Annotated in this window: 21 protein-coding genes and 1 tRNA gene; 9 read left to right on the forward strand and 13 right to left on the reverse strand. The window is 69.9% G+C overall.

The window, feature by feature from the left end; genetic code table 11:
• Positions 1–63: 63 nt before the first annotated feature.
• Genes IM777_RS00095 through IM777_RS00120 form a run of 6 tightly spaced genes read right to left on the reverse strand, consistent with a single transcriptional unit; the run spans position 64 to position 7,145 of the window.
• The gene (locus IM777_RS00095) at positions 64–1,785 is read right to left on the reverse strand and encodes a serine/threonine-protein kinase (protein ID WP_194384139.1); all 1,722 of its coding nucleotides are present in this window, start codon (positions 1,783–1,785) and stop codon (positions 64–66) included.
• A complete protein-coding gene (locus IM777_RS00100; RefSeq protein WP_194384140.1) occupies positions 1,782–3,239 on the reverse strand; it encodes a peptidoglycan D,D-transpeptidase FtsI family protein in 1,458 nt (485 codons plus the stop codon). Before IM777_RS00100 ends, IM777_RS00095 begins: the two co-directional genes overlap by 4 nt.
• On the reverse strand, positions 3,236–4,627 hold the full coding sequence (locus IM777_RS00105) for an FtsW/RodA/SpoVE family cell cycle protein (RefSeq protein WP_194384141.1): 1,392 nt from the start codon (positions 4,625–4,627) through the stop codon (positions 3,236–3,238). The genes IM777_RS00100 and IM777_RS00105 overlap by 4 nt, the downstream gene beginning before the upstream one ends.
• The gene (locus IM777_RS00110; RefSeq protein WP_194384142.1) at positions 4,624–5,865 is read right to left on the reverse strand and encodes a PP2C family protein-serine/threonine phosphatase; all 1,242 of its coding nucleotides are present in this window, start codon (positions 5,863–5,865) and stop codon (positions 4,624–4,626) included. The genes IM777_RS00105 and IM777_RS00110 overlap by 4 nt, the downstream gene beginning before the upstream one ends.
• 18 nt (positions 5,866–5,883) lie before the next feature.
• The gene (locus IM777_RS00115) at positions 5,884–6,414 is read right to left on the reverse strand and encodes an FHA domain-containing protein FhaB/FipA (protein ID WP_071044233.1); all 531 of its coding nucleotides are present in this window, start codon (positions 6,412–6,414) and stop codon (positions 5,884–5,886) included.
• Positions 6,411–7,145: an FHA domain-containing protein gene (locus tag IM777_RS00120; RefSeq protein WP_194385374.1), complete on the reverse strand. Its 735-nt coding sequence runs from the start codon at positions 7,143–7,145 to the stop codon at positions 6,411–6,413. Before IM777_RS00120 ends, IM777_RS00115 begins: the two co-directional genes overlap by 4 nt.
• 160 nt (positions 7,146–7,305) lie before the next feature.
• Between IM777_RS00120 and IM777_RS00125 the strand changes: the two genes are divergently transcribed.
• Positions 7,306–7,389, forward strand: a tRNA-Leu gene (locus IM777_RS00125).
• Between the two features lie 169 nt (positions 7,390–7,558).
• On the opposite strand, the gene IM777_RS00130 is transcribed toward IM777_RS00125, so the two are convergent.
• The gene (locus tag IM777_RS00130; protein WP_194384143.1) at positions 7,559–8,047 is read right to left on the reverse strand and encodes a GNAT family N-acetyltransferase; all 489 of its coding nucleotides are present in this window, start codon (positions 8,045–8,047) and stop codon (positions 7,559–7,561) included.
• A 44-nt stretch (positions 8,048–8,091) separates the two neighbouring features.
• Complete coding sequence (locus tag IM777_RS00135) at positions 8,092–8,730, reverse strand: GntR family transcriptional regulator (protein WP_194384144.1); 639 nt, start codon at positions 8,728–8,730, stop codon at positions 8,092–8,094.
• 158 nt (positions 8,731–8,888) lie between these two features.
• Here IM777_RS00135 and IM777_RS00140 point away from each other — a divergent pair, with 158 nt between their 5' ends.
• Entirely contained in the window at positions 8,889–9,095 is a 207-nt protein-coding gene (locus tag IM777_RS00140) for a cold-shock protein (RefSeq protein ID WP_071044236.1), read from the forward strand.
• Positions 9,096–9,159: 64 nt separating this feature from the next.
• On the opposite strand, the gene IM777_RS00145 is transcribed toward IM777_RS00140, so the two are convergent.
• From IM777_RS00145 to IM777_RS00165, 5 genes are read right to left on the reverse strand one after another with little or no spacing between them, the layout of a single operon-like run.
• On the reverse strand, positions 9,160–11,235 hold the full coding sequence (locus IM777_RS00145) for a bifunctional lysylphosphatidylglycerol flippase/synthetase MprF (RefSeq protein WP_071044237.1): 2,076 nt from the start codon (positions 11,233–11,235) through the stop codon (positions 9,160–9,162).
• A gap of 57 nt (positions 11,236–11,292) precedes the next feature.
• Entirely contained in the window at positions 11,293–12,558 is a 1,266-nt protein-coding gene (locus IM777_RS17375; protein ID WP_071044238.1) for a hypothetical protein, read from the reverse strand.
• On the reverse strand, positions 12,551–13,234 hold the full coding sequence (locus tag IM777_RS00155; protein ID WP_071044239.1) for an HAD hydrolase-like protein: 684 nt from the start codon (positions 13,232–13,234) through the stop codon (positions 12,551–12,553). Before IM777_RS00155 ends, IM777_RS17375 begins: the two co-directional genes overlap by 8 nt.
• A gap of 59 nt (positions 13,235–13,293) precedes the next feature.
• Positions 13,294–13,989, reverse strand: a complete 696-nt coding sequence (gene nucS, locus IM777_RS00160; protein WP_071044240.1) for an endonuclease NucS — start codon at positions 13,987–13,989, stop codon at positions 13,294–13,296.
• A 9-nt stretch (positions 13,990–13,998) separates the two neighbouring features.
• Positions 13,999–15,246 carry an MFS transporter gene (locus tag IM777_RS00165; protein WP_194384145.1) on the reverse strand — a complete coding sequence of 416 codons (1,248 nt, stop codon included), beginning with the start codon at positions 15,244–15,246 and terminating at the stop codon, positions 13,999–14,001.
• A 79-nt stretch (positions 15,247–15,325) separates the two neighbouring features.
• Here IM777_RS00165 and IM777_RS00170 point away from each other — a divergent pair, with 79 nt between their 5' ends.
• From IM777_RS00170 to mnhG, 7 genes are all read left to right on the forward strand, one after another.
• On the forward strand, positions 15,326–16,384 hold the full coding sequence (locus IM777_RS00170) for a substrate-binding domain-containing protein (RefSeq protein WP_194384146.1): 1,059 nt from the start codon (positions 15,326–15,328) through the stop codon (positions 16,382–16,384).
• 141 nt (positions 16,385–16,525) lie between these two features.
• Entirely contained in the window at positions 16,526–19,456 is a 2,931-nt protein-coding gene (locus tag IM777_RS00175) for a Na+/H+ antiporter subunit A (protein ID WP_194384147.1), read from the forward strand.
• On the forward strand, positions 19,453–20,010 hold the full coding sequence (locus tag IM777_RS00180; protein WP_194384148.1) for a Na(+)/H(+) antiporter subunit C: 558 nt from the start codon (positions 19,453–19,455) through the stop codon (positions 20,008–20,010). The genes IM777_RS00175 and IM777_RS00180 overlap by 4 nt, the downstream gene beginning before the upstream one ends.
• The gene (locus tag IM777_RS00185) at positions 20,007–21,572 is read left to right on the forward strand and encodes a Na+/H+ antiporter subunit D (RefSeq protein ID WP_071044243.1); all 1,566 of its coding nucleotides are present in this window, start codon (positions 20,007–20,009) and stop codon (positions 21,570–21,572) included. Before IM777_RS00180 ends, IM777_RS00185 begins: the two co-directional genes overlap by 4 nt.
• A complete protein-coding gene (locus IM777_RS00190) occupies positions 21,569–22,189 on the forward strand; it encodes a Na+/H+ antiporter subunit E (protein ID WP_194384149.1) in 621 nt (206 codons plus the stop codon). Before IM777_RS00185 ends, IM777_RS00190 begins: the two co-directional genes overlap by 4 nt.
• The gene (locus IM777_RS00195) at positions 22,186–22,458 is read left to right on the forward strand and encodes an MrpF/PhaF family protein (RefSeq protein WP_071044245.1); all 273 of its coding nucleotides are present in this window, start codon (positions 22,186–22,188) and stop codon (positions 22,456–22,458) included. The genes IM777_RS00190 and IM777_RS00195 overlap by 4 nt, the downstream gene beginning before the upstream one ends.
• Entirely contained in the window at positions 22,455–22,868 is a 414-nt protein-coding gene (mnhG, locus tag IM777_RS00200; RefSeq protein ID WP_083336458.1) for a monovalent cation/H(+) antiporter subunit G, read from the forward strand. Before IM777_RS00195 ends, mnhG begins: the two co-directional genes overlap by 4 nt.
• Positions 22,869–23,021: the final 153 nt, after the last annotated feature.

The following is a 23,021-nucleotide window of genomic DNA, read 5'->3' on the forward strand; positions in this document are numbered from 1 at the left end:
CCCCGGTGTTCCGTCCCCAGCCTAGTCGACCTCGATCCCGGGATAGCGGTCCGCCAGGTGGCGTCAGGATGTGGGGGAAGCCGTCGGTGCCGGCTCGATCGTCGCGGTGGCTTCGCCGGAAACGGGCGACTCACGCTGACCGGCCTCACCGCCGCTGCACGTGACGGTGTAGGTCACGATGACCGTTCCCGTCGCGTTGTTCGGCACGGTCAGCTGCGCGTTGCGCTCGCTCTGCCCGAACGAGGACTCGGACTGCCCGTTGGAGAAGGTGCCGTTGGTCGCCGTGAAGTTGTAGGAGCTCGGCGACCCCTCGCCGGCCGGACAGCCGTATCCCTCCCACGTGACCGTGAGGGTGTCGCCGGGTGCGACGGTCTGCGCGTCGAGCGACGGCGTCGCGGGCGTGGGCATCTCCACCTGGTCACCGTAGGCGGTGAGGGTGATCGTGGTCCCCGGCTCCACGCGGCCGGTGGGGTTCACCTCGTAGATGATCCCGACCTGGTCGGCGGTGCCGGCGGCGTTCCCGGTCTGGCAGTCGGCCACGAGGTCGTTCTCCTCGAGCACGCCGCGCGCGGCGTCGCAGGTCTGGCCCGTCAAGCCCAGTGCGCTCACGTCGACCCGATCCTCGGTCGGCGTGGGGGTGGGCGTGGTCTGCGTCGGGGTGGGCGTGGCCGACGACGTCGTGGCGGTCGGCTCCGGTTCCGGATCCCCGGCGAAGAAGAGCGCCCAGAGCGTGCCGCCCAGCACCAGGATGAGGAGGATGATCAGGGCGATCAGCGGCCACGTCCAGGGGCTGCGCTTCTTCTTCTCCGGCTCCTCCTCGCCGTCGGCGAGCGGTGCCGCGGCGGTGTCGGTGGGCAGCAGCTGTGTCGCCGCGGCGGTCGCGCCCCCGGCGGTGAGCAGCTGAGTGACGTCGTCACCGGCCTCGCCGCCCGCGATGGCGGGTACGGCGGATGCCGCCGCGGCGAGGTCGCCGCGGCGCAGCGCCGTCGCCGCGCGGGCCACCGTCGCGGCCGAGCCGGGACGCTCCTCGGGCTTCTTCGCGATCATCGCCGAGACGAAGTTCTGCACGGGCTGCGCCACGGTCGCCGGAAGCGGCGGCGCCTGCTCGTTGATCTGCGCCATCGCGATGGCGACCTGCGACTCGCCCGTGAAGGGACGCTTGCCGGCGAGCGACTCGTAGGCGACGATCCCGAGCGAGTAGATGTCGGTCGCGGGCGACGCCGGGTGACCCGAGGCCTGCTCGGGAGACAGATACTGCACCGTGCCCATGACCTGGCCGGTCGCGGTCAGCGGCACCTGGTCGGCGATGCGGGCGATGCCGAAATCGGTTATCTTGACCCGGCCGTCGGGGGTGATCAGCAGGTTGCCCGGCTTGATGTCACGGTGCACGAGACCGGCGGCGTGTGCGGCCTGCAGGGCGGCCGAGGTCTGGGCGACGATGTCGAGGGTCTTGTCGGTCGAGAGGGACGTCTCACGCTCGAGGATCGTCGAGAGGGCCTCGCCGGGAACGAGCTCCATCACGAGGAAGGCGCTGCCGTTCTCCTCGCCGTAGTCGAAGACGCTCGCGATCCCCTCGTGGTTCACGAGCGCGGCGTGCCGGGCCTCGGCGCGGAAGCGCTCGAGGAACCCGGGGTCCCCCATGTACTCGTCCTTGAGGATCTTGATCGCGACGGTACGCCCGATGACGTGATCGGTGGCCTCCCACACTTCGCCCATACCGCCGACGGCGATCCGCGAATCCAGTTCGTAGCGCCCGCCGAAGGTCGCACCCTGCGTCGGTCTCATTGTCCCAGCACCGCCTCCATGACCTGCTTCGCGATGGGCGCGGCGATCGTGTCGCCACTCCCGGATTGCCCTTGACCGCCACCGTCTTCGACCACGACCGCTACGGCGATCTCCGGATCTTCGGCGGGGGCGAAGCCTGTGAACCAGAGCGTATACGGGTCATCCGTCCCGTTCTCTGCGGTGCCGGTCTTCCCGGCCACATCCACTCCGTCTATTCTTGCACCGCCCGCAACGCCGTTTTCGACGTTGTCGACCATCATCGTCACCATCTCCGCGGCGAGGTCGGACTCGAGGGCACGGCCGAACTCGGTGTCCTCGAACGTCTGCTGAACCGACAGGTCCGGACCGATGACCCGGTCGACCATGCGCGGATTCATCACGATGCCGCCGTTGGCGATCCCGGCCGACACCATCGCCATCTGCAGCGGCGTCGCCGTGACCTGTCCCTGTCCGAAGCCGCTGAGCGCGGTCTGCGCGTCGTCGAGACCACGGGGGTAGCTGGAGGGTGTCGAGGCGAGCGGCGTCTCGAAGGCGACGTTGAAGCCGTATTTCTCCGCCTCTTCGAGGATGGTCTGGTCGCCGAGCTCCACGGCGAGTTCGGCGAAGGGGATGTTGCAGCTGAGGCGCAGAGCATCCGCGATCGTGACCGTGTCGCCCGACCCGCACGCGCCGCCGGAGGCGTTGCGGATCACACTGGACGAGCCGGGGAGGGTGTACGTCGACGGGTTCGGCAGCTCGGACTCGGGGGTCCAGTCCCCCGTCGCGAGGGCGGCCGAGGCGGTCACGAGCTTGAAGGTCGATCCCGGTGGGTTGAGGTCGCCGCCGATCGCGCGGTTGGACAGCGGCTGCGCCGGGTCCGACTCGAGCTGGTCGTAGAGGTCGAGCACCGCCGAGGTGTCGTGCGCGGCGAGCGCGTTCGGATCGTAGTCGGGGCTCGTGACCATGGCGAGGATGCGGCCGGTCTCGGGCTCGATGGCGATGACGGCGCCGGTCAGGTCGCCGAGTGCGTCGTAAGCGGCCTGCTGGGCCGTCGCGTCGAGCGAGAGCACGACGTTCGAGCCCGCCGCAGGCTGCCCCGTGATGATCCGCTCGATGCGCGAGAGGAACTGCGTGCTGCCGGTGCCGCTGAGCTCCGCGTTCATCGCCTGCTCGATGCCCGTCGCCGACCCGAGGACGGGATTGATGTATCCGGTGACCGGCGCCCAGACGTTGCCGTTCTGATAGACCCGCTGCCAGGAGTAGACGTCGTCGGACGGCACCGATGAGGCGATCGCCGCGCCGCTGGCGATGATGGATCCGCGCTGCACCTCGTAGGAGTCGTAGAGCGCGCGCGTGTTGGCGGGATTCTCCGCCAGCGCATCGGCCTGCACGACCTGGATGACGCTCACCGACGTGAACAGGGCGAGGAACATCGCCAGCAGCACGATGCTGAGGCGGCGCAGTTCGCGGGTCATCCGATCACCACCCGGGGCTTGTTGCGGACGGCGTCGGAGATGCGCAGGAGGAGGGCCACGATGAGCCAGTTGGCCACGAGGGAGGATCCGCCCGCCGCGAGGAACGGCGTGGTCAGACCCGTCAGCGGGATGACCCGGGTGACACCGCCCACCATGATGAACACCTGGAGGCCGATGGTGAAGGCGAGTCCGGTCGCGAGCAGCTTGCCGAAGTCATCCTGTCCGGCGAGTCCGATGCGGATGCCGCGGCTGATGAAGACCATGTACAGGCAGAGGATCGCGAAGACGCCGACGAGGCCGAGCTCTTCGCCGAGGCTCGGGAGGATGTAGTCGCTCTCGGCCACCGGGGTCAGCTGGGGCCGGCCCTGACCGAGGCCCGTGCCGATGAGGCCGCCCTGCGCGAGGCCGAAGATGCCCTGCACGAGCTGATAGCTCGGGCCCTCGATCGTGTCGGGGTTGAAGGCGTCGAGCCAGTTCGAGAAGCGCTCGCCGACGTAGGGCAGCACGCGCGAGGCGAGGAAGGCCCCGAGTGCGGCGAGGGCCACCCCGATGAGCGCCCAGCTCGTCTTGCCGGTGGCGACGTAGAGCATCGCGATGAACATGCCGAAGATCAGGATGCCGGTGCCGAGGTCGCGCTGCATCACGATGATGCCGAGGGAGACGACCCAGACCACGAGCACGGGGCCGAGTTCGCGCGCGCGCGGCCAGGTCATCCAGAGGAAGCGGGTGCCGGTGGAGGTGAGCGACTCGCGGGTGCGCACGAGATAGCCGGCGAAGAAGATCGCCAGGGCGATCTTGGCGAGCTCACCGGGCTGGAACGACACGAAACCGAGCGAGACCCACACGTCGGCGTTGGCGTCGGTTCCGAGGCCCGGGATGAACGGGAGGAGAAGGAGGAGCAGACCGATCAGGCCCGACAGATACGGGTAGCGGAACAGCACGCGGTAGTTGCGCAGCACCAGGACGAGAGCGATGGCGCCGGCCAGGGCGATCGCCGCCCACGCGAGCTGACGGGTCGAGAAGGCATCCCACCCCGTCGCGTCCTTGGCGATGTCGATGCGGTAGATCATCGCGAGGCCGAGACCGGTCAGCAGCGTCGCGATGGGCACGACGAACGGATCGGCCGACAGCGCGACGAACCGCAGCACGACGTGGAGTGCGAGCACCAGCAGGGTGACGGCGCCGGTGTAGATGAGGAAGGTGCCGTCGATCGCCCCGAGCGCGCCCAGCTGCACCAGAGCGACCGCGGAGCCGTTGATGAGGGTGGCGAAGAGGATGAGGGCCAGCTCGCGGTTGCGTCGGGTCTGCGGAACGCGGATCTTGCGCAGCGCCCGCACGACCGCGGTGTCGGTGGAGACCTGGCCGGTCTGATCGGTGGGCGCGCTCATCCGTAGGCCTCCGCGGTGTCACGCAGACGATCGACGATCACGTCGGCCGCCTCGAGCGAATCGGCCGAGATCGTGCGCTCGACGGTGCTGCGGGTGAACGACGGCAGATCTTCGAGATCGATCCCGGTGTCCCGGTAGACGGTGGACAGCGAGATCGGACCGATGTCCTGCTGGATGCCGCGGTAGATCACGACGGTGTCCTCGTCGGCGCCGATGAAGTACCGCGTCTGCGTCCACTGATAGGCCACGACACCGGCCGTGGCCAGCAGCCCGAGAACGAGCACGAGACCGACGATCCAGCCGATGCGTCGCCGGCGCCCACGCCGGCGATCCTCTTCGATGAGCTCTTCGAGGAAGTCGGCGTCGGGCTCGAAGTGCGTCGGCTCGTTCGCCGCCTGACGGTTCGGATGCAGCCAGCTCGAGCGGCCGGGGCGAGCCGCGGGCACCTCGATGCCGGCCGGTGTGGAGGCCGATCCGACGATCGTCGCGGTGCCGGTGAAGATCGGATGCGCGCCGCCCACGTCGACGATCACGATCGTGACGTTGTCGGGCGCTCCGCCGTCGAGTGCCTGCTTGAGCAGCGCGTCGGCGGTTCGCCCGGGCGCGTTGCCGGCGGCGAGGGCCTTCTCGGTGTGCGCGTCGTCCACGACTCCCGAGAGTCCGTCGGAGCACAGCAGCCAGCGGTCGCCGGGCTGGGTGGGCATGATGAACGTGTCGATCTCGGGATCGGGATCCATGTCGCCGAGCACGCGCATGAGGACCGAGCGGCGCGGGTGGTAGCGGGCTTCCTCAGGGGTGATGCGACCAGACTCGACGAGGCGCTGCACGAACGTGTGGTCGGTGGTGATCTGGGTGAGCGAGCCGTCGCGGTAGAGATAGATGCGGGAATCGCCGATGTGCGCGATCACCGCGAGATCGTCGACCATCACCAGGGCACTGACCGTGGTGCCCATCCCGGCCAGCTCAGGACGGCGGCCGACGGTGTCGATCAGTTCGGTGGCGCTGTCGGCGATCGCATCGCGCAGGGCCCGCTCCGCGTCGGTCGGCGAATCGAACGGGTCGTCGTCGAGGTGCTTCAGGCGATGGATGACCAGTGCCGAGGCGACGTCGCCGCCCGCGTGCCCGCCCATGCCGTCGGCGACGACGAACAGGTTCGACCCGGAGTATCCGGAATCCTGGTTGTTGGAGCGGACCTTCCCGGTGTGGGAGATCGCCGCGCTCGAGCCCTGAAAGACCATCCGTGTCGACTCCGCTGCTTACTTCCGCAGCTCGAAGGTCGTCGCCCCGACCTTGATGGGCGCGCCGATCTTGATGGGCACCGGGGCGCTGACCCGCGTGCCGTCGTGCCACGTGCCGTTGGTCGAGTCGAGGTCTTGGATCATCCACTGCTCCCCGCGCTGAACGAGACGCGCGTGGTGGCTGGAGGTGTAGTCGTCGCGGATCACGAGACCCGATTCGCTGGAGCGGCCGATCGTGACGGTGTCGTCGCCGAGAGGCACCTCCAGACCGGCCTTCGGGCCGCTGGTGATGACGATGCGCGACACGGCGTCGCGCGTGGCCATGCCACCCGCCTTGGACGGCGCCGTGGAACGGGCGACGGCGGCGGTCGGCGCGTCGGGCGACGACGCGGGAGCCTTCGTCGCGGCGCCCGCCGCAGCCGGTTCCGGCATGCGGCGCACCTTGACCCCGAACAGGTCGGCGCGCAGGGAGTAGACCACCGCGAACACGAAGAACCACATCAGCACCAGGAATCCGATGCGCAGGAGGAGCAGGGTCAGTTCGCTCACGACAGTCCCTCGCGCTGGTCGAATACCCGGGTCGCGTCGCTCACGGGACGCGACGGGCGTGACGGCGCCGCGTGTGCGACGACATGGAACACGATATCGGTGCGGCCGATGGTGATGGTGGAATCCGGGGCGAGGGAGGCTTCGCCGACCTTCACACCGTTGAGCTTGGTGCCGTTGGTCGAGCCGAGATCGCGCACCATCGCGCGCTCGCCGTCCCATAGGATCTCGACGTGCTTGCGGCTGGTGCCGCTGTCGGAGATCGTGATGTCGGCGTCGCTGCCGCGCCCGATCACGGTGCGCGACGCGGTGAGCGGGTGACGTCTACCCTCGACGTCGACGACCGCGCGCCACGACACGCGCCCCTGCGCCGTCTCGGAATCGACGCGGAGCGTGCCGGTCGAGACCGATTCGTCCCGGCGGAGCTCGATGGTCACCGCGCCCGCGAAGCTGTAGCCCTGCGCACGCGCGTGCTTCTTGACGAGGCCGTCGAGCTCGTCGAGCAGCGCGGGTCCGACCGCGGCCATCTTCTCCTCATCGGCGGGAGACAGCCGCACGGTGAAGGTGTTCGGCGCGAGGATGCGGTCGCGGCTCACGACGGCGGCCTTCTTGTCGAGCTCGGACCGCAGCGCCGAGGCGATTTCGACAGGCTGAATTCCGCTGCGGAAGGTCTTCGCGAAGGCGCTGTTCACAGCGCGTTCGAGTCCCTTCTCGAAGCTGTCCAGTAGTCCCACGGGGCTCCTCAGGCAGGCAGACGGTTCGGTACATGCTAATTGCACACGCTGAATGCACCATGGTGGTGTCATCCCGTGGCGGGTCGCCCGATGCGTCGGGCCGCGTTCCCTCGTGTTATTCTCGGTTGGTTGACGCGCTCGATGTGTATTCGAGCGCTTCGCGCGAGTGGCGGAATAGGTAGACGCGCTGGCTTCAGGTGCCAGTGCCCGCAAGGGCGTGGGGGTTCAAGTCCCCCCTCGCGCACCCAGAGAAACCCCCGGTTCCCCGGGGGTTTTCGCGTTCCCGCCTCCCGTCGTTCCCGCCCCCCGGCCCGACCGGCCCGGCCTGTCGAGAAACGCCTTTCCGCGCGAGACACCGCGCGACGCGTGGTTTCTCGGGCGGAATGTGGTTTCTCGCTGTGGTCGCGGGCGGGTCACTCGAGGACCGGAGCGAGGGTGAGCGTGATCTCCTCGACCTCGCGTCCGAGGGCAGGTGCGAACGACATCGTGCGCGACACCTCGGTGAAGCCGGCCTTGGCGAGCACCGCCAGAGAGGCGGTGTTGGATGCGGCCGCGCGGGCGAACAGCGGGCGCTCGGGCTCCCGCGAGATGAGCAGGCGCAGCGCCTCGCTCGCGACCCCACGTCCCCATGCGTGATGCGCGATCCAAAAGGTCACCTCGCGGTCGCCGTCGACGGTGAACAGCGCCGCCGTCCCGGCGAAGCCGCCGTTCTCGGTCACGACGTACATCTGCACGCCGTCGGCGGCTCGCTCGCGGGCGATCCAGGCGTCGAAGGCCTCCCGGTCACTCGGGTCGGCCGCGGTGAAGGCGGCCATATCGACCGCATCGGGCGTGCGCATCATCTCGAAGACGGCGTCGAGGTCGTCGTCGCCGAGGTCGCGGAGTTCCACGTGTGCAGCCACGACACCAATTTAGTCCCCGACCGCATCGACCACGCGGTCGCGCGTCAGTCCAGTCCGTAGACGGCGCGAACCGCGCGCTCGGCGCGGATGCCGTCGCGAGCCAGAAGGGCGTCGCGCAGCTCGCGGTACTTCGCGGTGCGCTCCTCGACATCGGTGAAGTACGGCTGCCATTGGCTGGTGTATCGGCGGATCGCCAGCTGCGCTTCCTTCATCACCTTCAATCGCATGACGTTGCCGGCCGTGAACATCAGGTGTGAGAACAGGCGCCACGACGCCTGCACGATGGCCGGGTAGTCGTCGGAGGCGGAGGCTTCGACGACGACGTCGGCGAGATCGACGGAGGTGGCGATGTCCTCGTCGCTCCCGCGCTTCATCGCGAATCGCGCGGCGTTCGCGGCCGAGAGCACCAGGAACTCCCGGACGTCTTCGCGGCTCTTCTGCGAGGGGATCGACACGCGGGTGTAGCGGTTCGGCGCGACCTCGACCAGGCCCACGCGCTCCAGGCCCTGAAGCGCCTCGCGCACGGGGGTGCGCGAGACCCCGAGGCGTCGGGCGAGTTCGTGATCTCGCAGGCGCTCGCCCGGTGCGAGGGTGCCGTCGATGATGGCCTCGCCGACGCGCGCGTACACCTCGTCACCGAGGACGGTGCCGCGAGGATCGAAGGGCCGGAGCGACTCGGACATGTCGTCGGCCAGTGTAGGCCGCGGGTCTGAGAGCGACCCTGCCTTCGCAACGTTTGGGTCACTGTCTCAAACGGGGGGTGTGCCGGAGGGCCACGTTCAGTAGCGTGTACCGTGATTCGCGCCGAACGTGCGCGGACACCCAGTAAGAACGGCACGTCATGAGCACGCAGGGTACGGTCAAGTGGTTCAACGCGGAGAAGGGCTTCGGCTTCATCGCTCCCGATGAAGGCGGCGCAGACGTCTTCGCCCACTACACCGCGATCGAGTCCAAGGGATACCGCTCCCTCGAAGAGAACCAGCGGGTCGAGTTCGAGATCGCCCAGGGGCCCAAGGGTCTCCAGGCTGAGGCCATCCGACCCCTCTGAACCTGAATCCGCGGCCCGTCCGCGGATTCGCGGCGGAGCCCGGTCCGTATCCTCGGACCGGGCTTCAGTCGCGCTCGCCGCGCACGAGCTCCAGGCCCGCGCCGGCGAACTGACGCAGCGTCGCGTCGGGCAGGAAGGCCTTCGTGAGCCCGGCGGCGATGGCCGGCAGATCCCCTTCGTCGCGGTAAAGCAGATACATGGTCTCGTACCGCGGATTGAACTTCTGCTTGAAGCGGTGCAGTGACCGGAAGCCGTAGACCGGCTCCAGCGTCTCGGCGAGCCGGTCGGTGAGGTCGGCGATGAGGCCCGCGTCGGCGGGATTCTCGTGCGCGAGCGGTGCTCCCGACAGCGACAGGATCTGCGCCCCCTCCTCAGCGAAGTGCTTGGCGGACGAGCCGATCAGGAACTCCATCACCGGCCCGAAGCCGCCCTCGCGGCGGCGCATGAGATCGAGGGTCCACCCGCGCACCACACCGTCCGGGCCGTACACCGGCAACCAGGACAGGAACCCGTCGACATCTCCCTTCGGCGACAGCGCGAGCGCCAGCCGCACCTCGGGATCCCGGGCCTCGGTGAGGGTTCCGAGCGTGAAGCCCATCTCGGGAAGGCCCTTGTCGCCCACCCACATCTCCGAGATCGCGCGGATCTGCTGCTGCACCCCCCACGCCTCGTCGCCGTACCGCGACATCCGAAAGGTCATCTCCTCGCGACCCGCGCGGTTCAGGGAGGACCGCACCGAGTTCCACGCCTTGCCCTTGAACTCCAGACCAGGAAGATCGACGATCGTGTCGTCGGCGACAACGAGGGAGCGCCACCCGGCGGGGATCGCGGCGCGCGTCGCCTCTCCCGCGCTGAAGAAGCACGGTGTGAGCGCCGCGCGTTCGGCCGCGTCGATGAAGCCCCGCACCACATCGGGGCGACCGGCTTCCGGACCGAGGGGATCGCCGAGCGCGATGGCGACACCGCGGCGGTTCTGGAATCCGACGACACCGCCGGCGATCGTCGCGTACGACATGTCGGACCACGTCGTCATCCACGACAGTGTGCCGCCGCCGTCGGTGCGGATCACGTCCTTCACCTCGGCCACGGTGGGTGGGGTCGCCGTGCCGAGGCCGGTGCGCCGGCGAACCGCGAACGCGCGACGCACCCACAGGATGTAGACGAGCATCAGCAGCCACATGACGGCGCTCGTCATCGCGAGTTCGGTCTCGGCGTCGATGACGGCCTCGAGCTGCGCTTCGCTGGCGACGATGATGACGGCGAGGACCAGGGCGCCGGTGAGCACGTTCAGCGACGCCAGCACGATGCTCACCACCCACGCCCATCGCCGGCCGCGGCGCATGCCGTTGGCGACCAGGAGGATGATCACGACGTCGATCGCCGCATCGAGGTAGCCGCCGGATGCCGGCTCGGTGGGACCGAACATCCCGTCGGTCGGAACGAGGAGCACGACCACCTGCACGGCGCCGATGACGACCATGCCGAAGAACGCCAGGAACCGCTGCTCCCGCACGCTGGAGCGCTGGACGGTGAGGGACCGATCGACGAACAGCACGAGCAGCACGGCGAGCAGATGCTCGACATCGGCGATCTGGCCCCAGAAGAGCAGCGCGAGGAAGGACAGCGCGATCAGCAGCAGCCACGCGCGCACTCGCCAGGGAGAGACGAAGAGACCGACGGCCGCGGCGATGCAGGCCATCGTGCCGCCCGAGGCGCCGACATCGAGCGCGGCGGCCTGCGTCTGCGCCCATTCCCACGGAGCCATCGCGGCCAGCCACAGCACGAGCGCGGTCGCGAGCACCGCGAAGGCCTGCCCGATGGCGTAGTAGAGGAGTGCGACGCGTGATCCGCGGCGGTACTCCAGGTAGGCCATGCCGGCGAAGCTCGAGATCGTGAAGATGTAGACCCACGGCTGGTTGACGAAGAACGTGCCCGTCACGACCGTCCACCATCGTCCCTCGGCGAACGCCGGCAGGCCGTAGGCGACCGCATCGAACAGGTCGTTCTCTTCGAACGGAGACCACAGTCCGCCCCACACCACGCCGACGATGAGGATCACGCCGATGAAGGTGAGAGTGGCGGGCATGCGCCGGATGACGGCGAAGACGGGGCGGGACGTTTTCGTCGAGGCCTCACTCATGGCCCTCACCCTATCGAGCGGGATGCGGCGCGCGTGGCTGCGGATCAGGCCTTCGGATCAGTGGCCGTGCAGGCGGTCGTAGTCGGCGAGGGCCTTCGCGTCCTCGGCCTCGCGCATGGCGCGGCGCGCGGCGTCGAGCGCGGCGACCGGGTCGGCGGATGCGCGGGCGTTGGCGAGCTCGCGCTGCGCGGAGCGGAGTCGCGATCGCGCGTCCGCGCTGCCGTGGGTGTGCGTGGCGACCGCCTCGGCCATCGCCACCGCGTTGCGGGCGGCCGCGAGGGTTCCGGGCAGGGCCGTGCGCGCGCCACGGAGTCGCTGCTGCGCCGTGCGGGCATCGCCCAGCGCGAGGTCGAGTCGATCGCGCAGCCGGGCGATACGGTCGATCGTCCACGTCGGGCGACGGGCGGCATCCCGTTCGAGGGCGTTCAGGTCCGCCTCGATCGCCCTCACCTCATCGGCCAGGCGATCGGCGTCGTCGGGGGGCAGCGATCCTCGCGACAGCACCGCCTGCCGCATCGCCGTGCGCGTGGCCTCGAACTCGCCCGAGAGGGCCTGCGAGGCCTGCGTGATGAGGCGATACGACTCTTCGAAGGCGCGGGCGTCGGCCTCGGCCTGGCGCAACGCGCGTTCCGCCGCTGCGATGTCGGCCAGGGCGTTGCGCGACGGGTCCTCGGCGGCCGCGGCCGCCGCATCGAGTCGCACCTGCGCTTCGGCGGCTTCGGTGACGGCGTTGGTCGCGGCATCCGACGCGGTGCGCCATTCATCCTCGGCGAAGCTCGCCGCGAGCTGATCCAGGAGCGGGGCGGGGTCGCCCATCGAGGCGCGCAGATCGTCGAGGCGTCGCCGCGTGGCGGCCAGCTGAGAGCCCGCGGTGACGTGGCGACCCATCCACTCGACGTGGTCGGAACGGGCGTGGCGGATGGCCGTGGCGGCCTTGTCGGCCTGCTCGCGGATGCGCGCGGCGCCACGGCGCACCTCAACCGGCGTCGCGGCCGGCAGGGAGATCGTGCGGTACAGGTCGAAACCCGCGTCGCGGGTGTGCTGCGCCGTCAGGCGCGCGCGTCGCAGCGAGGCCGGGGCGTCACCGCCGTAGAGCGCGCCCGACAGTCCCACCTCGAGCTCGAGCTCGGCGATCGCGTCGTCCAGGCGCACCAGAACCGCGCCCGCTTCGAGGCGCTCCGCCTCCGCGCGCTTCCGCGCGGCGGGCGAGCGGCGTGCGCGGCGCACTCCCCACACCAGCACGGCGACCGCCAGCGCCGCGACGCCGAAGACCACAACAGCCGGGATGACCCAGCCGATCACCGTGCCTGCGACGTCATCCATCGGCGTCGGTGAGGAGCAGCAGGTCGCGCAGCTGAGCCACGTCGTCGACGGCGGCCTGGGCACCCTCAGCCTCGTGCGGCCAGCTGAAGCCCCAGCCGACGAAGATCACGGGCACGTCGTGCGCCGCCCCGCCCTCGACGTCGTGGTGCCGGTCGCCGACGAGCACCGGTCGCGACGTGTCGACACCGGCCGCCGCGAGCCGCCGCAGCGCCTCGGCGACGATGTCGGCCTTCGTGGCGAGCGTCTTCTCGTCGGGGGTGGACCCGACCGTGGCGGTGAAGCACGGGGCCAGATCGAAGTGGTCCATGAGTGCCGCGACCTGGTTCTCGGGCTTGGAGCTGGCGGTCGCCTGCGGGATGCCGCACGCGTGCGCCTCCTGGATCAGCTCACCGACCCCCGGGAAGAGCTTCGCGCCGGTCGTGTATCCGTCGGCCTTGCCGAGCGTGCGGTAGAACGCGACGGCCTCGGTGGCCTGCTCGGGGCTCATGCCGACGTTCGTCTGGAACGACTCGTACATGGGAGGGCCGATCCAGTGCACCAGCTCGGCGCGGGTCGGCTTGGGCTTGCCGAAGTGCTCGAGGGCCACGGTGAGGCGACGCAGGATGCCGTCGGACGCATCCACGATGGTGCCGTCGACATCCCAGAGGATGCAGGTCCAGGGGGAGCGTGTCGCCATGCTCCCAGACTACGGGGCCGGGAAGCGGCCTCGCGTCGGCAGCCGGCGCGCGGGACCGCTCAGAACAGCCGCGGTGCGCCCGACTCGATGCCCTTCATGCCCTCGTAGTCGAGGGTGACGCAGCGGATGCCGCGGTCGGTCGCGAGCACCTTCGCCTGCGGCTTGATCTCCTGCGCGGCGAACACGCCGGTGACGGGGGCGAGGTGCGGATCGCGTCCGAGGAGCTCGAGGTATCGCGTGAGCTGCTCGACGCCGTCGATGTCGCCGCGCCGCTTCACCTCGACGGCGATCGTGCCGCCTGCGGGGTCGCGCAGCAGCAGGTCGACGGGGCCGATCGCGGTAGGGAATTCGCGGCGCACGAGCGTCAGGTCGTCACCGATCACGTCGACCTGCTCGGCGAGGAGGCGCTGCAGATCCGCCTCGACGCCGTCCTTCTGCAGGCCCGGGTCGAGACCGAGCTCGTGCGAGGTGTCGTGCAGCACCTCGTAGATCCGCACGAGCAGGGCGTCACCGCTCTTGGCGTGCGTGACCCGCCAGTGCTCGAGAACGCCGGCGCGCGCGGACTCCTCGTCGGGCTCCTCGACCTCGAGACGGCACGGGGGGCTCATCCAGTTGAGCGGCTTGTACGAGCCGCCGTCGGAGTGCACCAGGAGGCTGCCGTCGCCCTTGTGGACGAGCAGGCGCGTCGCGAGGGGCAGGTGGGCGGTGAGGCGCCCGGTGTAGTCGACCGAGCAGCGGGCGATGACAAGACGCACCCGACGAGCCTAAACCCGACCCGCACCCTCATGCGGGTGGCCTGCTCCGACGGTGGCGCCGGCGATGGGACGGGCGGCACCGGACGCGAGACCCGAGGCGACCACGAGCGCGACCAGGATGAACAGCGTGTTCAGCAGTCCGATGTGGTCGCTGATGAATCCGAGCGCCGGCGGACCGGCGAGGAACGCCACGTAGCCGATCGTCGCCGCCGCACTCACGCGGGCCGCGGCCTTGGCGGGGTCGTCGGCGGCGGCGGACATCCCGAGCGGGAACCCGAGCGAGGCGCCCAGACCCCACAGCGCCGCGCCGACGAAGACGAGGGGCAGGCTCGGGGCGAGGATGAACAGCAGAATGCCGACGGCGGCCGTCGCCGAGAGCACGCGCAGGGTCGCCACCCGGCCGAAGCGATCCACAAGCGGGCCGCCAAACACGCGCACGACGGTCATGGAGACGGAGAAGACCGCCAGCGCGGCGGCCCCGAGCGTGGCGCCGCCGCCGTGCTCCTCGCTGACGCCGAGGGCCAGCCAGTCGTTCGCGCCGCCCTCGGCGAACGACATCCCGAGCATGATCACGCCCAGTGCGTAGGTGCGCGGCTCGCGCCACGCCGACAGGGACAGGGCGAGCCGCGCCCGCCAGCCGGGCCGGTCGTCGACGGCGGGATCGCCCGCGACCTCGCGCCGCGGCACGTTGGCGAACGATGCTGCAGCGATGACGACCACGATCGCCGCGATCACGGCGGCATGCACGGCGACGGTCACGTCGAGGCCCGCGGCCAGCGCCCCGAGTCCCGCGCCGATCACGGTGCCGAAGGAGAAGAACGCGTGGAACAGCGGCAGGATCGTCTTGCCGGACTGGGTCTCGATCGCGGCTCCCTCGACGTTCATCATGACGTCGACGGCGCCGTTGCCGAAGCCGAAGAGTGCGAGCCCGATGATGACCACGGGGAAGGATCCCCAGACGTCGGTGCCGAGGCCGATGAAGACGACGCCGGCGGCGAAGACGAGCATCGCGCCGAACATGCCGCGACGGGTGCCGAAGCGGGCGATGATCACGGATGCCAGGGACAGCCCGACGATCGATGCGACGCCCATTCCGAGCAGCAGCAGACCGATCTGGCTGTTCTCGATCCCGAGCGCGATCTTGATGTCCGGGACGCGCGACGCCCACGTCGCGATGCTCAGTCCGCTCGCGAGGAAGATCGCGAAGACGGCGGTGCGCCAGCGCACGTACTGCGCGCGGGTCAGGGGCAGATCCATGACGTTCATGGTACCGGTGAAACGATTCGCATCGAAACGATTCGAGACGGGAGAGGCCGAGCGCTACGATCGACGCAGGATGAGCGCGCGCAGAGCCACGATCGCCGACGTCGCCCGCGAGGCGGGCGTCTCGCCGTCGACCGCTTCCGTCGTCTTCAGTGGCAAGACCCCGGTCACCGAGGCGACGCGGGCGAAGGTGCGCTCCGCCGCAGCCCGCCTCGGCTACGCCGGACCCGACCCCCGCGCGGCCTCCCTGCGGCGCGGGCGCAGCGGCATCGTCGCGGTGGTGTTCGAGGAGCACCTCGGCACTGCCTTCCTCGACCCGGTGAAGACCCTCATGATGGATGGGCTCACCGACGAGGTCGCGCCCCTCGGCGCGGGCCTGCTGCTGCTCCGCGACCACGATCCCTCCGGCGCCGGCCCGTCGCTGACGACGGCGCCGATCGATGCCGCCGTGCTGATCGGCTGCAGCGGGATGCTGCGCGAATCGCTTGCGACCGTGACCGCCCGCGGCCTCCCCGTGGTCGTGATCGAGGGCGACGCGGGCGAGAGCGTGCCGCGCATCATGCTCGACAACCGCGACGCGCAGCGCCAGGCCGCCAGTCACCTGCGCTCGCTCGGTCACCGCCGCGTCGTGGTGCTCTCGCTTCCCACGCGGTCTCAGCGTCCGCGCGGATGGGTGGCCGCCGACGAGCCGGTCGAGGTCGACGTCACGCGCGACCGCCTCGCCGGCGCGCGGGATGTGTTCCCCGACGCGTCGGTGTACGCCGCGGGGGCCAGCTCGATGGACGAGGGCTTCCATGCCGCCCGCGACATCCTGAACGTACCCATCGATCGCCGCCCCACGGCCATCATCGCTCAGAGCGACCTGCTCGCCGCCGGGGCGGTACGGGCGGCCGAAGACCTGGGGCTCCGGGTGCCCTTCGACGTCAGCGTGACGGGGTTCGACGGCGTCGCCGTGGACGGTCTCGCACCCCATGAGCTCACGACACTCGTGCAGCCTGCGCTGGAGAAGGGCCGTGCCGCCGGTCGCGCGGTCGCCGCGATGCTCGAGGACGCATCGCCGCCGACGATCACGTTCACGTGCGAATTCCGCGTCGGGAATACTACGGCCGAGCCGGCGGCGTTCCGGGATTGAGCTGGTCGACGGGCGCGCGACGTCGGCAGCTCGACGAGGCCACGCGCGCCTCCCCTCCCGGTAGAGTGGACGTACAGACCCCCTATCGCCCGAGCCGACGGTGATCACCGTTCCCGGCTGACGACTTTCGAGGAGGCCGCCATGCTGGTCCTCCTTGCCGCGTTCGCCGTCGTCCCGCTGGTGATGCCGTGGCTGGTACACCGCCTCGGGGCGCGCGCGTTCCTCATCGCCGCGCTGCTCCCGACCGCCGCGTTCGTGCAGGCCGCCGCGCAGACAGTGCCGGTCATGTCGGGAGAGATCCCGTTCGAATCCGTCGCGTGGATCCCGCCGCTCGGCGTCGACCTGTCGATGCGCATGGACACGCTGTCGTGGCTGATGACCCTCGTCGTCACCGGCATCGGTGCTCTCGTGCTGGTCTACTGCCGGTGGTACTTCGCCGACGGCGGTTCCGGGCTCGGGCAGTTCAGCGCCGTGTTCCTCGCCTTCGCCGGGGCGATGTACGGGCTCGTCCTCACGGACGATCTCGTGGTGCTCGTGATGCTGTGGGAGGTCACGAGCGTGCTGTCGTACCTGCTGATCGGGTACTACAACCGGCGCGCGTCCAGCCGTCGCGCCGCCCTGCAGGCGCTGCTCGTGACCACGCTGGGCGGTCTGGTGATGCTGATCGGCGTCGTGCTGCTCGTGGTCGACGCCGGCACCTCGAGCATCTCGACCATCCTCTCCGAGGCCCCGACGGGGCCGATCGTCGACGCCGCGGTCGTCATGCTCCTCGTGGGCGCCCTGTCGAAGTCCGCGATCTTCCCCTTCCACTTCTGGCTGCCGGGCGCGATGGCCGCCCCCACGCCCGTCAGCGCGTATCTCCACGCCGCGGCGATGGTGAAGGCGGGCATCTATCTCATCGCCCGCTTCGCACCCGTGTTCGCGTTCTCACCCGTCTGGCAGCCGATCGTCATCGGACTCGGCGTCTTCACGATGCTCCTCGGCGGATTCCAGGCGCTCCGCGAGACCGACCTCAAGCGCATCCTCGCCTTCGGAACCGTCAGTCAGCTCGGCTTCCTCACCGTCGTCCTCGGATACGGCACGCGCGACGCGATCCTCGCCGGTCTCGCCCTGCTGCTCGCGCACGCGCTGTTCAAGTCGGCGCTGTTCCTGGTCGTCGGCATCATCGACCACCAGCTGTCCACCCGCGACATCCGCGAGATCAGCGGACTCGGACGTCAGACGCCCGTGCTCGCGACGGTCAGCATCGTCACGATCGCCTCGATGGCCGGCGTCATCCCGACCCTCGGCTTCGTCGCCAAGGAGGCCGCGCTGACTGCGCTGCTGAACGATGCCCTGCAGGGCGCCCCCTTCGCGATCATCGCGCTGGCCGGCGTCACACTCGGCTCGGTGTTCACGGTCGCCTACGGCATCCGCTTCATCTGGGGAGCGTTCTGGACCAAGCGCGACGCCGAGGGCGACGCGCTCACGCCCGTCGAGTGGCCCCGCCCGCCGATCGGCTTCGTCGCCGTGCCGGTCGTGCTGGCCGTGCTCACCGTGGTCGCGGGGTTCGCCTCCCCCCTCCTCGACGCCGTGCTCGCCCCCTACGCCGACACCGCGCCGGCGGCCGCCCCGGGTCTCACCGCCCCCGAGGAGACCTACCATCTCGAACTGTGGCACGGGCTCGAGCCGGCGCTGTTCCTCTCGCTCGGCACGCTCGCCCTCGGCGCCCCGGTGTTCTGGAGCACGAAGCGCCGACCCTGGGGTTCGCGGATGCTGCCGTTCAGCGCGCCGGATGTCTACAACGCCGCGCTCCGCGGCGTGGCACGGCTCTCGGTGGAGGTCACGAGCCTCACGCAGCGGGGCTCGCTCCCGATCTACGTCGGCACCATCTTCGTCGTACTGGTGGTCGGTGAGGCGGTGGCGCTGTTCGCCGGATCGGAGTGGCAGGCGGAGCTCGACGCGTTCCAGACCCCCGTGCAGCTGCTCGTCGCGCCCATCATGATCATCGCGGGGCTGATCGCGGTCCGTGCCCGCAAACGCTTCACCGGCGTCGCGCTCGTATCGGTCACCGGCTTCGGCATGGCGCTCCTGTTCGCCTCGAGCGGTGCGCCCGACCTCGCCCTCACGCAGATCCTCGTCGAGACGGTCACCCTCGTCGCCTTCGCGCTCGTGCTGCGCCGCATCCCCTCGCGTCTGGGGCAGCACAACGCCTCGGTCCGGCCGATCGCGCGCGCTGTGCTCGCCGCCGGGGTGGGCGTGACGATGGCCGCGATCGCGATCGTCGCGACAGCGTCGCGCGTGGCCGACCCGATCTCGCGCGAGTGGCCCGACCTCGCCTATGACATCGGGCACGGTCGCAACGTCGTCAACGTGGCGCTGGTCGATATCCGCGGGTGGGACACCATGGGCGAACTCACGGTGCTCGTTCTCGCGGCGACAGGTGTCGCCTCGCTCGTCTTCGTCACCCACCGCTCCGACACGCTGTCGGAGTTCACCGAGCCGCTGCCGCGCTTGGACGCGCGGCGTCAGCCCCTCATCGAGACGGACGAGGGCGTGAAGCCCCGCACCGACAGCTCCGAGGGCCGCCGCCTGGCCTGGCTGCTCGGCGGCACGCGCGTGCGGGCGGAGAACCGCTCGATGATGCTCGAGGTCGTCGTCCGCATCCTCTTCCACACGATCATCATCGTGTCGCTGTACCTGCTCTTCGCGGGGCACAACCTGCCCGGCGGCGGCTTCGCCGGCGGGCTCGTCGCGGGCATGGCCCTCGTCATGCGATACGTCGCGGGAGGACGGTACGAACTCGGCGCCGCCGCTCCGACCGACGCCGGACGCCTGCTGGGCATCGGCATGACCATCGCGGTCGGGTGCGCCATCCTGCCCCTGGTGTTCAGCGCGCCGCCGCTCACCCGCTGGTTCATCGAGGCCGAGACCGAACTGCTCGGTCACGTCGAGTTCGTCACGTCGACACTGTTCGACGTGGGGGTCTATCTCGTCGTCGTCGGACTCGTGCTCGATGTGCTCCGCAGCCTCGGCGCCGAGGTCGACCGGCAGGCCACCGCCCAGCGCAGCGAGGCGGTGAGCGTCCGGTGACCGTCTCGCTCGTCCTCATCGTCATCATGGCCGTGCTCTTCGCCTGTGGCGTCTACGCGATGCTCGAGCGCAGCCTCACCCGTGTGCTCATCGGCTTCCTGCTGCTGGGCAACGCGGCGAATCTCCTGCTGCTGATCGTCATCGGCCAGCCCGGGATCGCCCCGTTCTACGGCGCGGGCGAGGCCGACCAGATGTCGGATCCCCTCCCGCAAGCCCTCACGCTGACGGCCATCGTCATCACGTTCGCGATCTCGGCCTTCCTGCTCGCCCTCATCTACCGCTCCTGGCAGCTCGGGCAGGCCGACACGGTGCAGGACGACGAGGCCGACCTCGCCGTGCGGGCCCGCGACGCCGAGGCCGAAGAGGTCATGGACGACGAGACCGAGCTCGAAGACGACGACGCCACGACCGACTTCATCGGCACCGCGACCTCACCCATCCGCGTCGTGCACAGCCGCGACTTCCCGGGCGTGCGCGACGACGCCCCCGTCGATCGCCCGCGGCGCGGCCCCGCCGACCCCTCGCGGGCATCCGAGAGCGAGGACGGCGCATGATCGCCCTCGTTCCGCTCCTGGTCACGCTGCCACTGCTCGGCGCGGCGATCGCGCTCATCGCGGGAAAGCATCGCCGCGTGCAGGTGGGGGTCTCGGTCGTCACGCTCACGGTGGTGTGTGCGATCGCGGCGGTGCTGCTGGTCGTCGTCGACATCGGCGGCAACCCGCTCGCGGTCTCGGTGGGCGGCTGGCCCATCCCCTTCGGGATCGTGCTCTACGTCGACCGGCTGTCGGCGCTGCTCATCGTCGTCTCGAGCATCGTGCTGCTGGCCGTTCTGCTCTTCTCGGTCGGTCAGGGCGCGGCGGACGGCGACGACGACACCCCGGTGTCGATCTTCCACCCGTCGTACCTGATCCTCGCCGCGGGCATCTTCAACGCGTTCATCGCAGGTGACCTGTTCAACCTCTACGTCAGCTTCGAGATCCTGCTGGTGGCCTCGTACGTGCTGATCACGCTGGGCAGCACGGAATCCCGCATCCGCACCGGCGTCGTCTACATCGTCGTGTCGCTGGTGTCCTCCATCCTCTTCCTCTCCGCGATCGCGATGATCTACGGCGCGCTCGGCACCGTGAACATGGTGCAGATCGCCGAGCGGATGGGGGAGCTGCCTCAGGAGACGCAGACGGTGCTCCACCTGCTCCTGCTCCTCGCCTTCGCGATCAAGGCCGCTGTCTTCCCCCTGTCGTTCTGGCTCCCCGACTCGTACCCGACCGCTCCCGCCCCGGTGACGGCGGTGTTCGCCGGGCTCCTCACCAAGGTCGGCGTCTACGCGATGATCCGCACCGAGTCGCAGCTGTTCCTCGACAACGACCTCAACCTGCTGCTGCTGATCGCGGCGCTGGCGACGATGATCGTCGGCATCCTCGGCGCCCTCGCCCAGGCCGAGCTGAAGCGCATCCTGTCGTTCACGCTCGTCAGCCACATCGGATACATGGTGTTCGGACTCGCGATCGCGACACCGCTGTCGATCGGCGCGACGATCTACTACATGGTCCACCACATCGTGGTGCAGACCACGCTGTTCCTCGCCGTCGGCCTCGTCGAGCGGCAGGCGGGGTCGACCTCGATCCTGCGCGTGAAGGGCCTCATGCGCGGCGCGCCCCTGATCGCGGCGCTCTACTTCATCCCGGCCATCAACCTCGGCGGCCTTCCGCCGTTCTCCGGATTCATCGGCAAGTTCGCGCTCTTCGACGCCGCCGCCGAGGTGGGGACCCCGATCATGATGGTGATGATGGTCGGCGGCATCGTCACCAGCCTGCTCACCCTCTACGCCCTCATGCGGGCGTGGAACCTGTCGTTCTGGCGGGAAGAGGACGACTCGGCCGAGACCGAAGCGCGCATCTCGTACCTGGATGCCGCCCCGGAGGCGTCCGTGCAGACCGAGCGACGCGTCATCCCGCGCATCATGACCGCCTCGACGACGGGCATGGTGGCCATCACCGTCGCGCTGACGGTGTTCGCCGGGCCCATCTACGACGTCTGCACGCGGATCGGATCGGCCCTCCTCGAGCCGATGACGCTCGTGCAGCTCGAGCAGGACGAGCAGGAGTCGGAGTCATGACCTCGACACCCGTGGATCGACGCACGGCCCGCCGTGGCGCCCTGGCGCGGGCCTGGCGTCAGCTGCCGTTCCTGCTGTGGCTGGTCGCAGTCTGGATGCTGCTGTGGGGGCAGTTCACGCTCCTGGCGTTCCTCACCGGCCTCGTCGCGGCACTGCTGGTGACGCGCGTCTTCCGGCTGCCGGCTGTCGAGCTGTCGGGCCGGGTCAACCTCTGGTACGGCGCGATCTTCATCGTCACGTTCCTCGCCGCCCTGGTGCGCGGCTCGCTCACCGTGGCGTGGCAGGTGATCTCGCCTCGGCCGGTGCCCCGGTCGGCGATCATCGCCGTGCCCTCGGTCGTGGCCGACGACCTCATCATGACGCACACCGCGATCACGGCCTCGCTCATCCCGGGATCGCTCGTGATCGACATCGACCGCGACAGACGCGTGATGTATCTGCACGTGCTCGGCGTGCACAACCTCGCCGACGTCGAGCACCAGCGCGAGCACGTGCTGGTGTGGGAGCGGCGCATCGTCCGCGCCGTCGGATCGCGCGCCCAGGTCGAGCAGATCCGCGAGGCCGAGCGCACGGCCGCGGAGGCGGCCCGCCCGGCCCGGAACCGGGAGGGACGATGACCGACATCCTGCTGTTCGCGATCTACGCCGTCTTCACCGCCGCTGCGCTGCTGGCGCTGTGGCGCATCGTGGTCGGCCCGTCGATCCTCGACCGTGTCGTCGCATCCGACGTGCTGCTCACCGAGATCCTGTGCGTGCTCGGCGCCGAGATGGCGCTCAACGGCCACACGCGCTCGCTGCCGGTCATGCTCATCATCGCCGCGGTCGGGGTGTTCGGGTCGATCTCGGTCGCCCGCTTCGTCGCGAGAAGGGACAACGTGGAACGATGACGACGTCGCTGCCCTTCGCCGTTGCCGCCGAGACGGTGGGATCGGCTTACCCCGCCGACGGCTGGATCGACGTCGTCGCGCTCGTGCTCATCCTCGTCGGCGCCGGGCTGTGCCTGACGGCCGCGATCGGCCTGCTGCGGCTGAAGGATGTGCCCTCCCGCCTCCACGCGGCGACCAAGCCGCAGGTGCTGGGCCTCATCCTCATCTGCATCGCCGTCGCGCTGTCGCTGCGCTCGTGGCCCGTCGTGGCCTTCCTGCTGCCGGTCGTGCTCATCCAGATGGCCACGTCTCCGCTGTCGGCCCACGTCATCGGCCGGCAGGCCTATCGCAACGGGACCGTCGACGAGCCCGGCCTGATCGTCGACGAGCTCGGCGGGTCGACCCAGACGCCCCCCGGCGCCGGCGGCTGACCCGCGCGAGCGGCATCCACCCGAGCGCCGCCCCTGGCCCGAGCGCCATCCCCGGCCCGGGCCCATGCGGGCATCACACCCGCACGCATGTCGGAGAATCACGCGGATGTCGGAGGATTCGGCCGAAAACCTCCGACATCGGGCCGAATCTCC

This window comes from Microbacterium luteum (genome assembly GCF_015277875.1).
GTDB lineage: Bacteria > Actinomycetota > Actinomycetes > Actinomycetales > Microbacteriaceae > Microbacterium > Microbacterium luteum.

What these genes read in the sequence shown, in the direction of transcription:
- IM777_RS17375 (WP_071044238.1), bottom strand. Translation starts at nt 12,558, where the DNA reads ATGGATGACGTCGCAGGCACGGTGATCGGCTGGGTCATCCCGGCTGTT.
- IM777_RS00110 (WP_194384142.1), bottom strand. Translation starts at nt 5,865, where the DNA reads ATGGTCTTTCAGGGCTCGAGCGCGGCGATCTCCCACACCGGGAAGGTC.
- IM777_RS00100 (WP_194384140.1), bottom strand. Translation starts at nt 3,239, where the DNA reads ATGACCCGCGAACTGCGCCGCCTCAGCATCGTGCTGCTGGCGATGTTC.
- IM777_RS00095 (WP_194384139.1), bottom strand. Translation starts at nt 1,785, where the DNA reads ATGAGACCGACGCAGGGTGCGACCTTCGGCGGGCGCTACGAACTGGAT.
- IM777_RS00190 (WP_194384149.1), top strand. Translation starts at nt 21,569, where the DNA reads ATGACCTCGACACCCGTGGATCGACGCACGGCCCGCCGTGGCGCCCTG.
- IM777_RS00145 (WP_071044237.1), bottom strand. Translation starts at nt 11,235, where the DNA reads ATGAGTGAGGCCTCGACGAAAACGTCCCGCCCCGTCTTCGCCGTCATC.
- IM777_RS00165 (WP_194384145.1), bottom strand. Translation starts at nt 15,246, where the DNA reads ATGGATCTGCCCCTGACCCGCGCGCAGTACGTGCGCTGGCGCACCGCC.
- mnhG (WP_083336458.1), top strand. Translation starts at nt 22,455, where the DNA reads ATGACGACGTCGCTGCCCTTCGCCGTTGCCGCCGAGACGGTGGGATCG.
- IM777_RS00195 (WP_071044245.1), top strand. Translation starts at nt 22,186, where the DNA reads ATGACCGACATCCTGCTGTTCGCGATCTACGCCGTCTTCACCGCCGCT.
- IM777_RS00140 (WP_071044236.1), top strand. Translation starts at nt 8,889, where the DNA reads ATGAGCACGCAGGGTACGGTCAAGTGGTTCAACGCGGAGAAGGGCTTC.
- IM777_RS00185 (WP_071044243.1), top strand. Translation starts at nt 20,007, where the DNA reads ATGATCGCCCTCGTTCCGCTCCTGGTCACGCTGCCACTGCTCGGCGCG.
- IM777_RS00155 (WP_071044239.1), bottom strand. Translation starts at nt 13,234, where the DNA reads ATGGCGACACGCTCCCCCTGGACCTGCATCCTCTGGGATGTCGACGGC.
- IM777_RS00105 (WP_194384141.1), bottom strand. Translation starts at nt 4,627, where the DNA reads ATGAGCGCGCCCACCGATCAGACCGGCCAGGTCTCCACCGACACCGCG.
- IM777_RS00170 (WP_194384146.1), top strand. Translation starts at nt 15,326, where the DNA reads ATGAGCGCGCGCAGAGCCACGATCGCCGACGTCGCCCGCGAGGCGGGC.
- IM777_RS00135 (WP_194384144.1), bottom strand. Translation starts at nt 8,730, where the DNA reads ATGTCCGAGTCGCTCCGGCCCTTCGATCCTCGCGGCACCGTCCTCGGT.
- IM777_RS00175 (WP_194384147.1), top strand. Translation starts at nt 16,526, where the DNA reads ATGCTGGTCCTCCTTGCCGCGTTCGCCGTCGTCCCGCTGGTGATGCCG.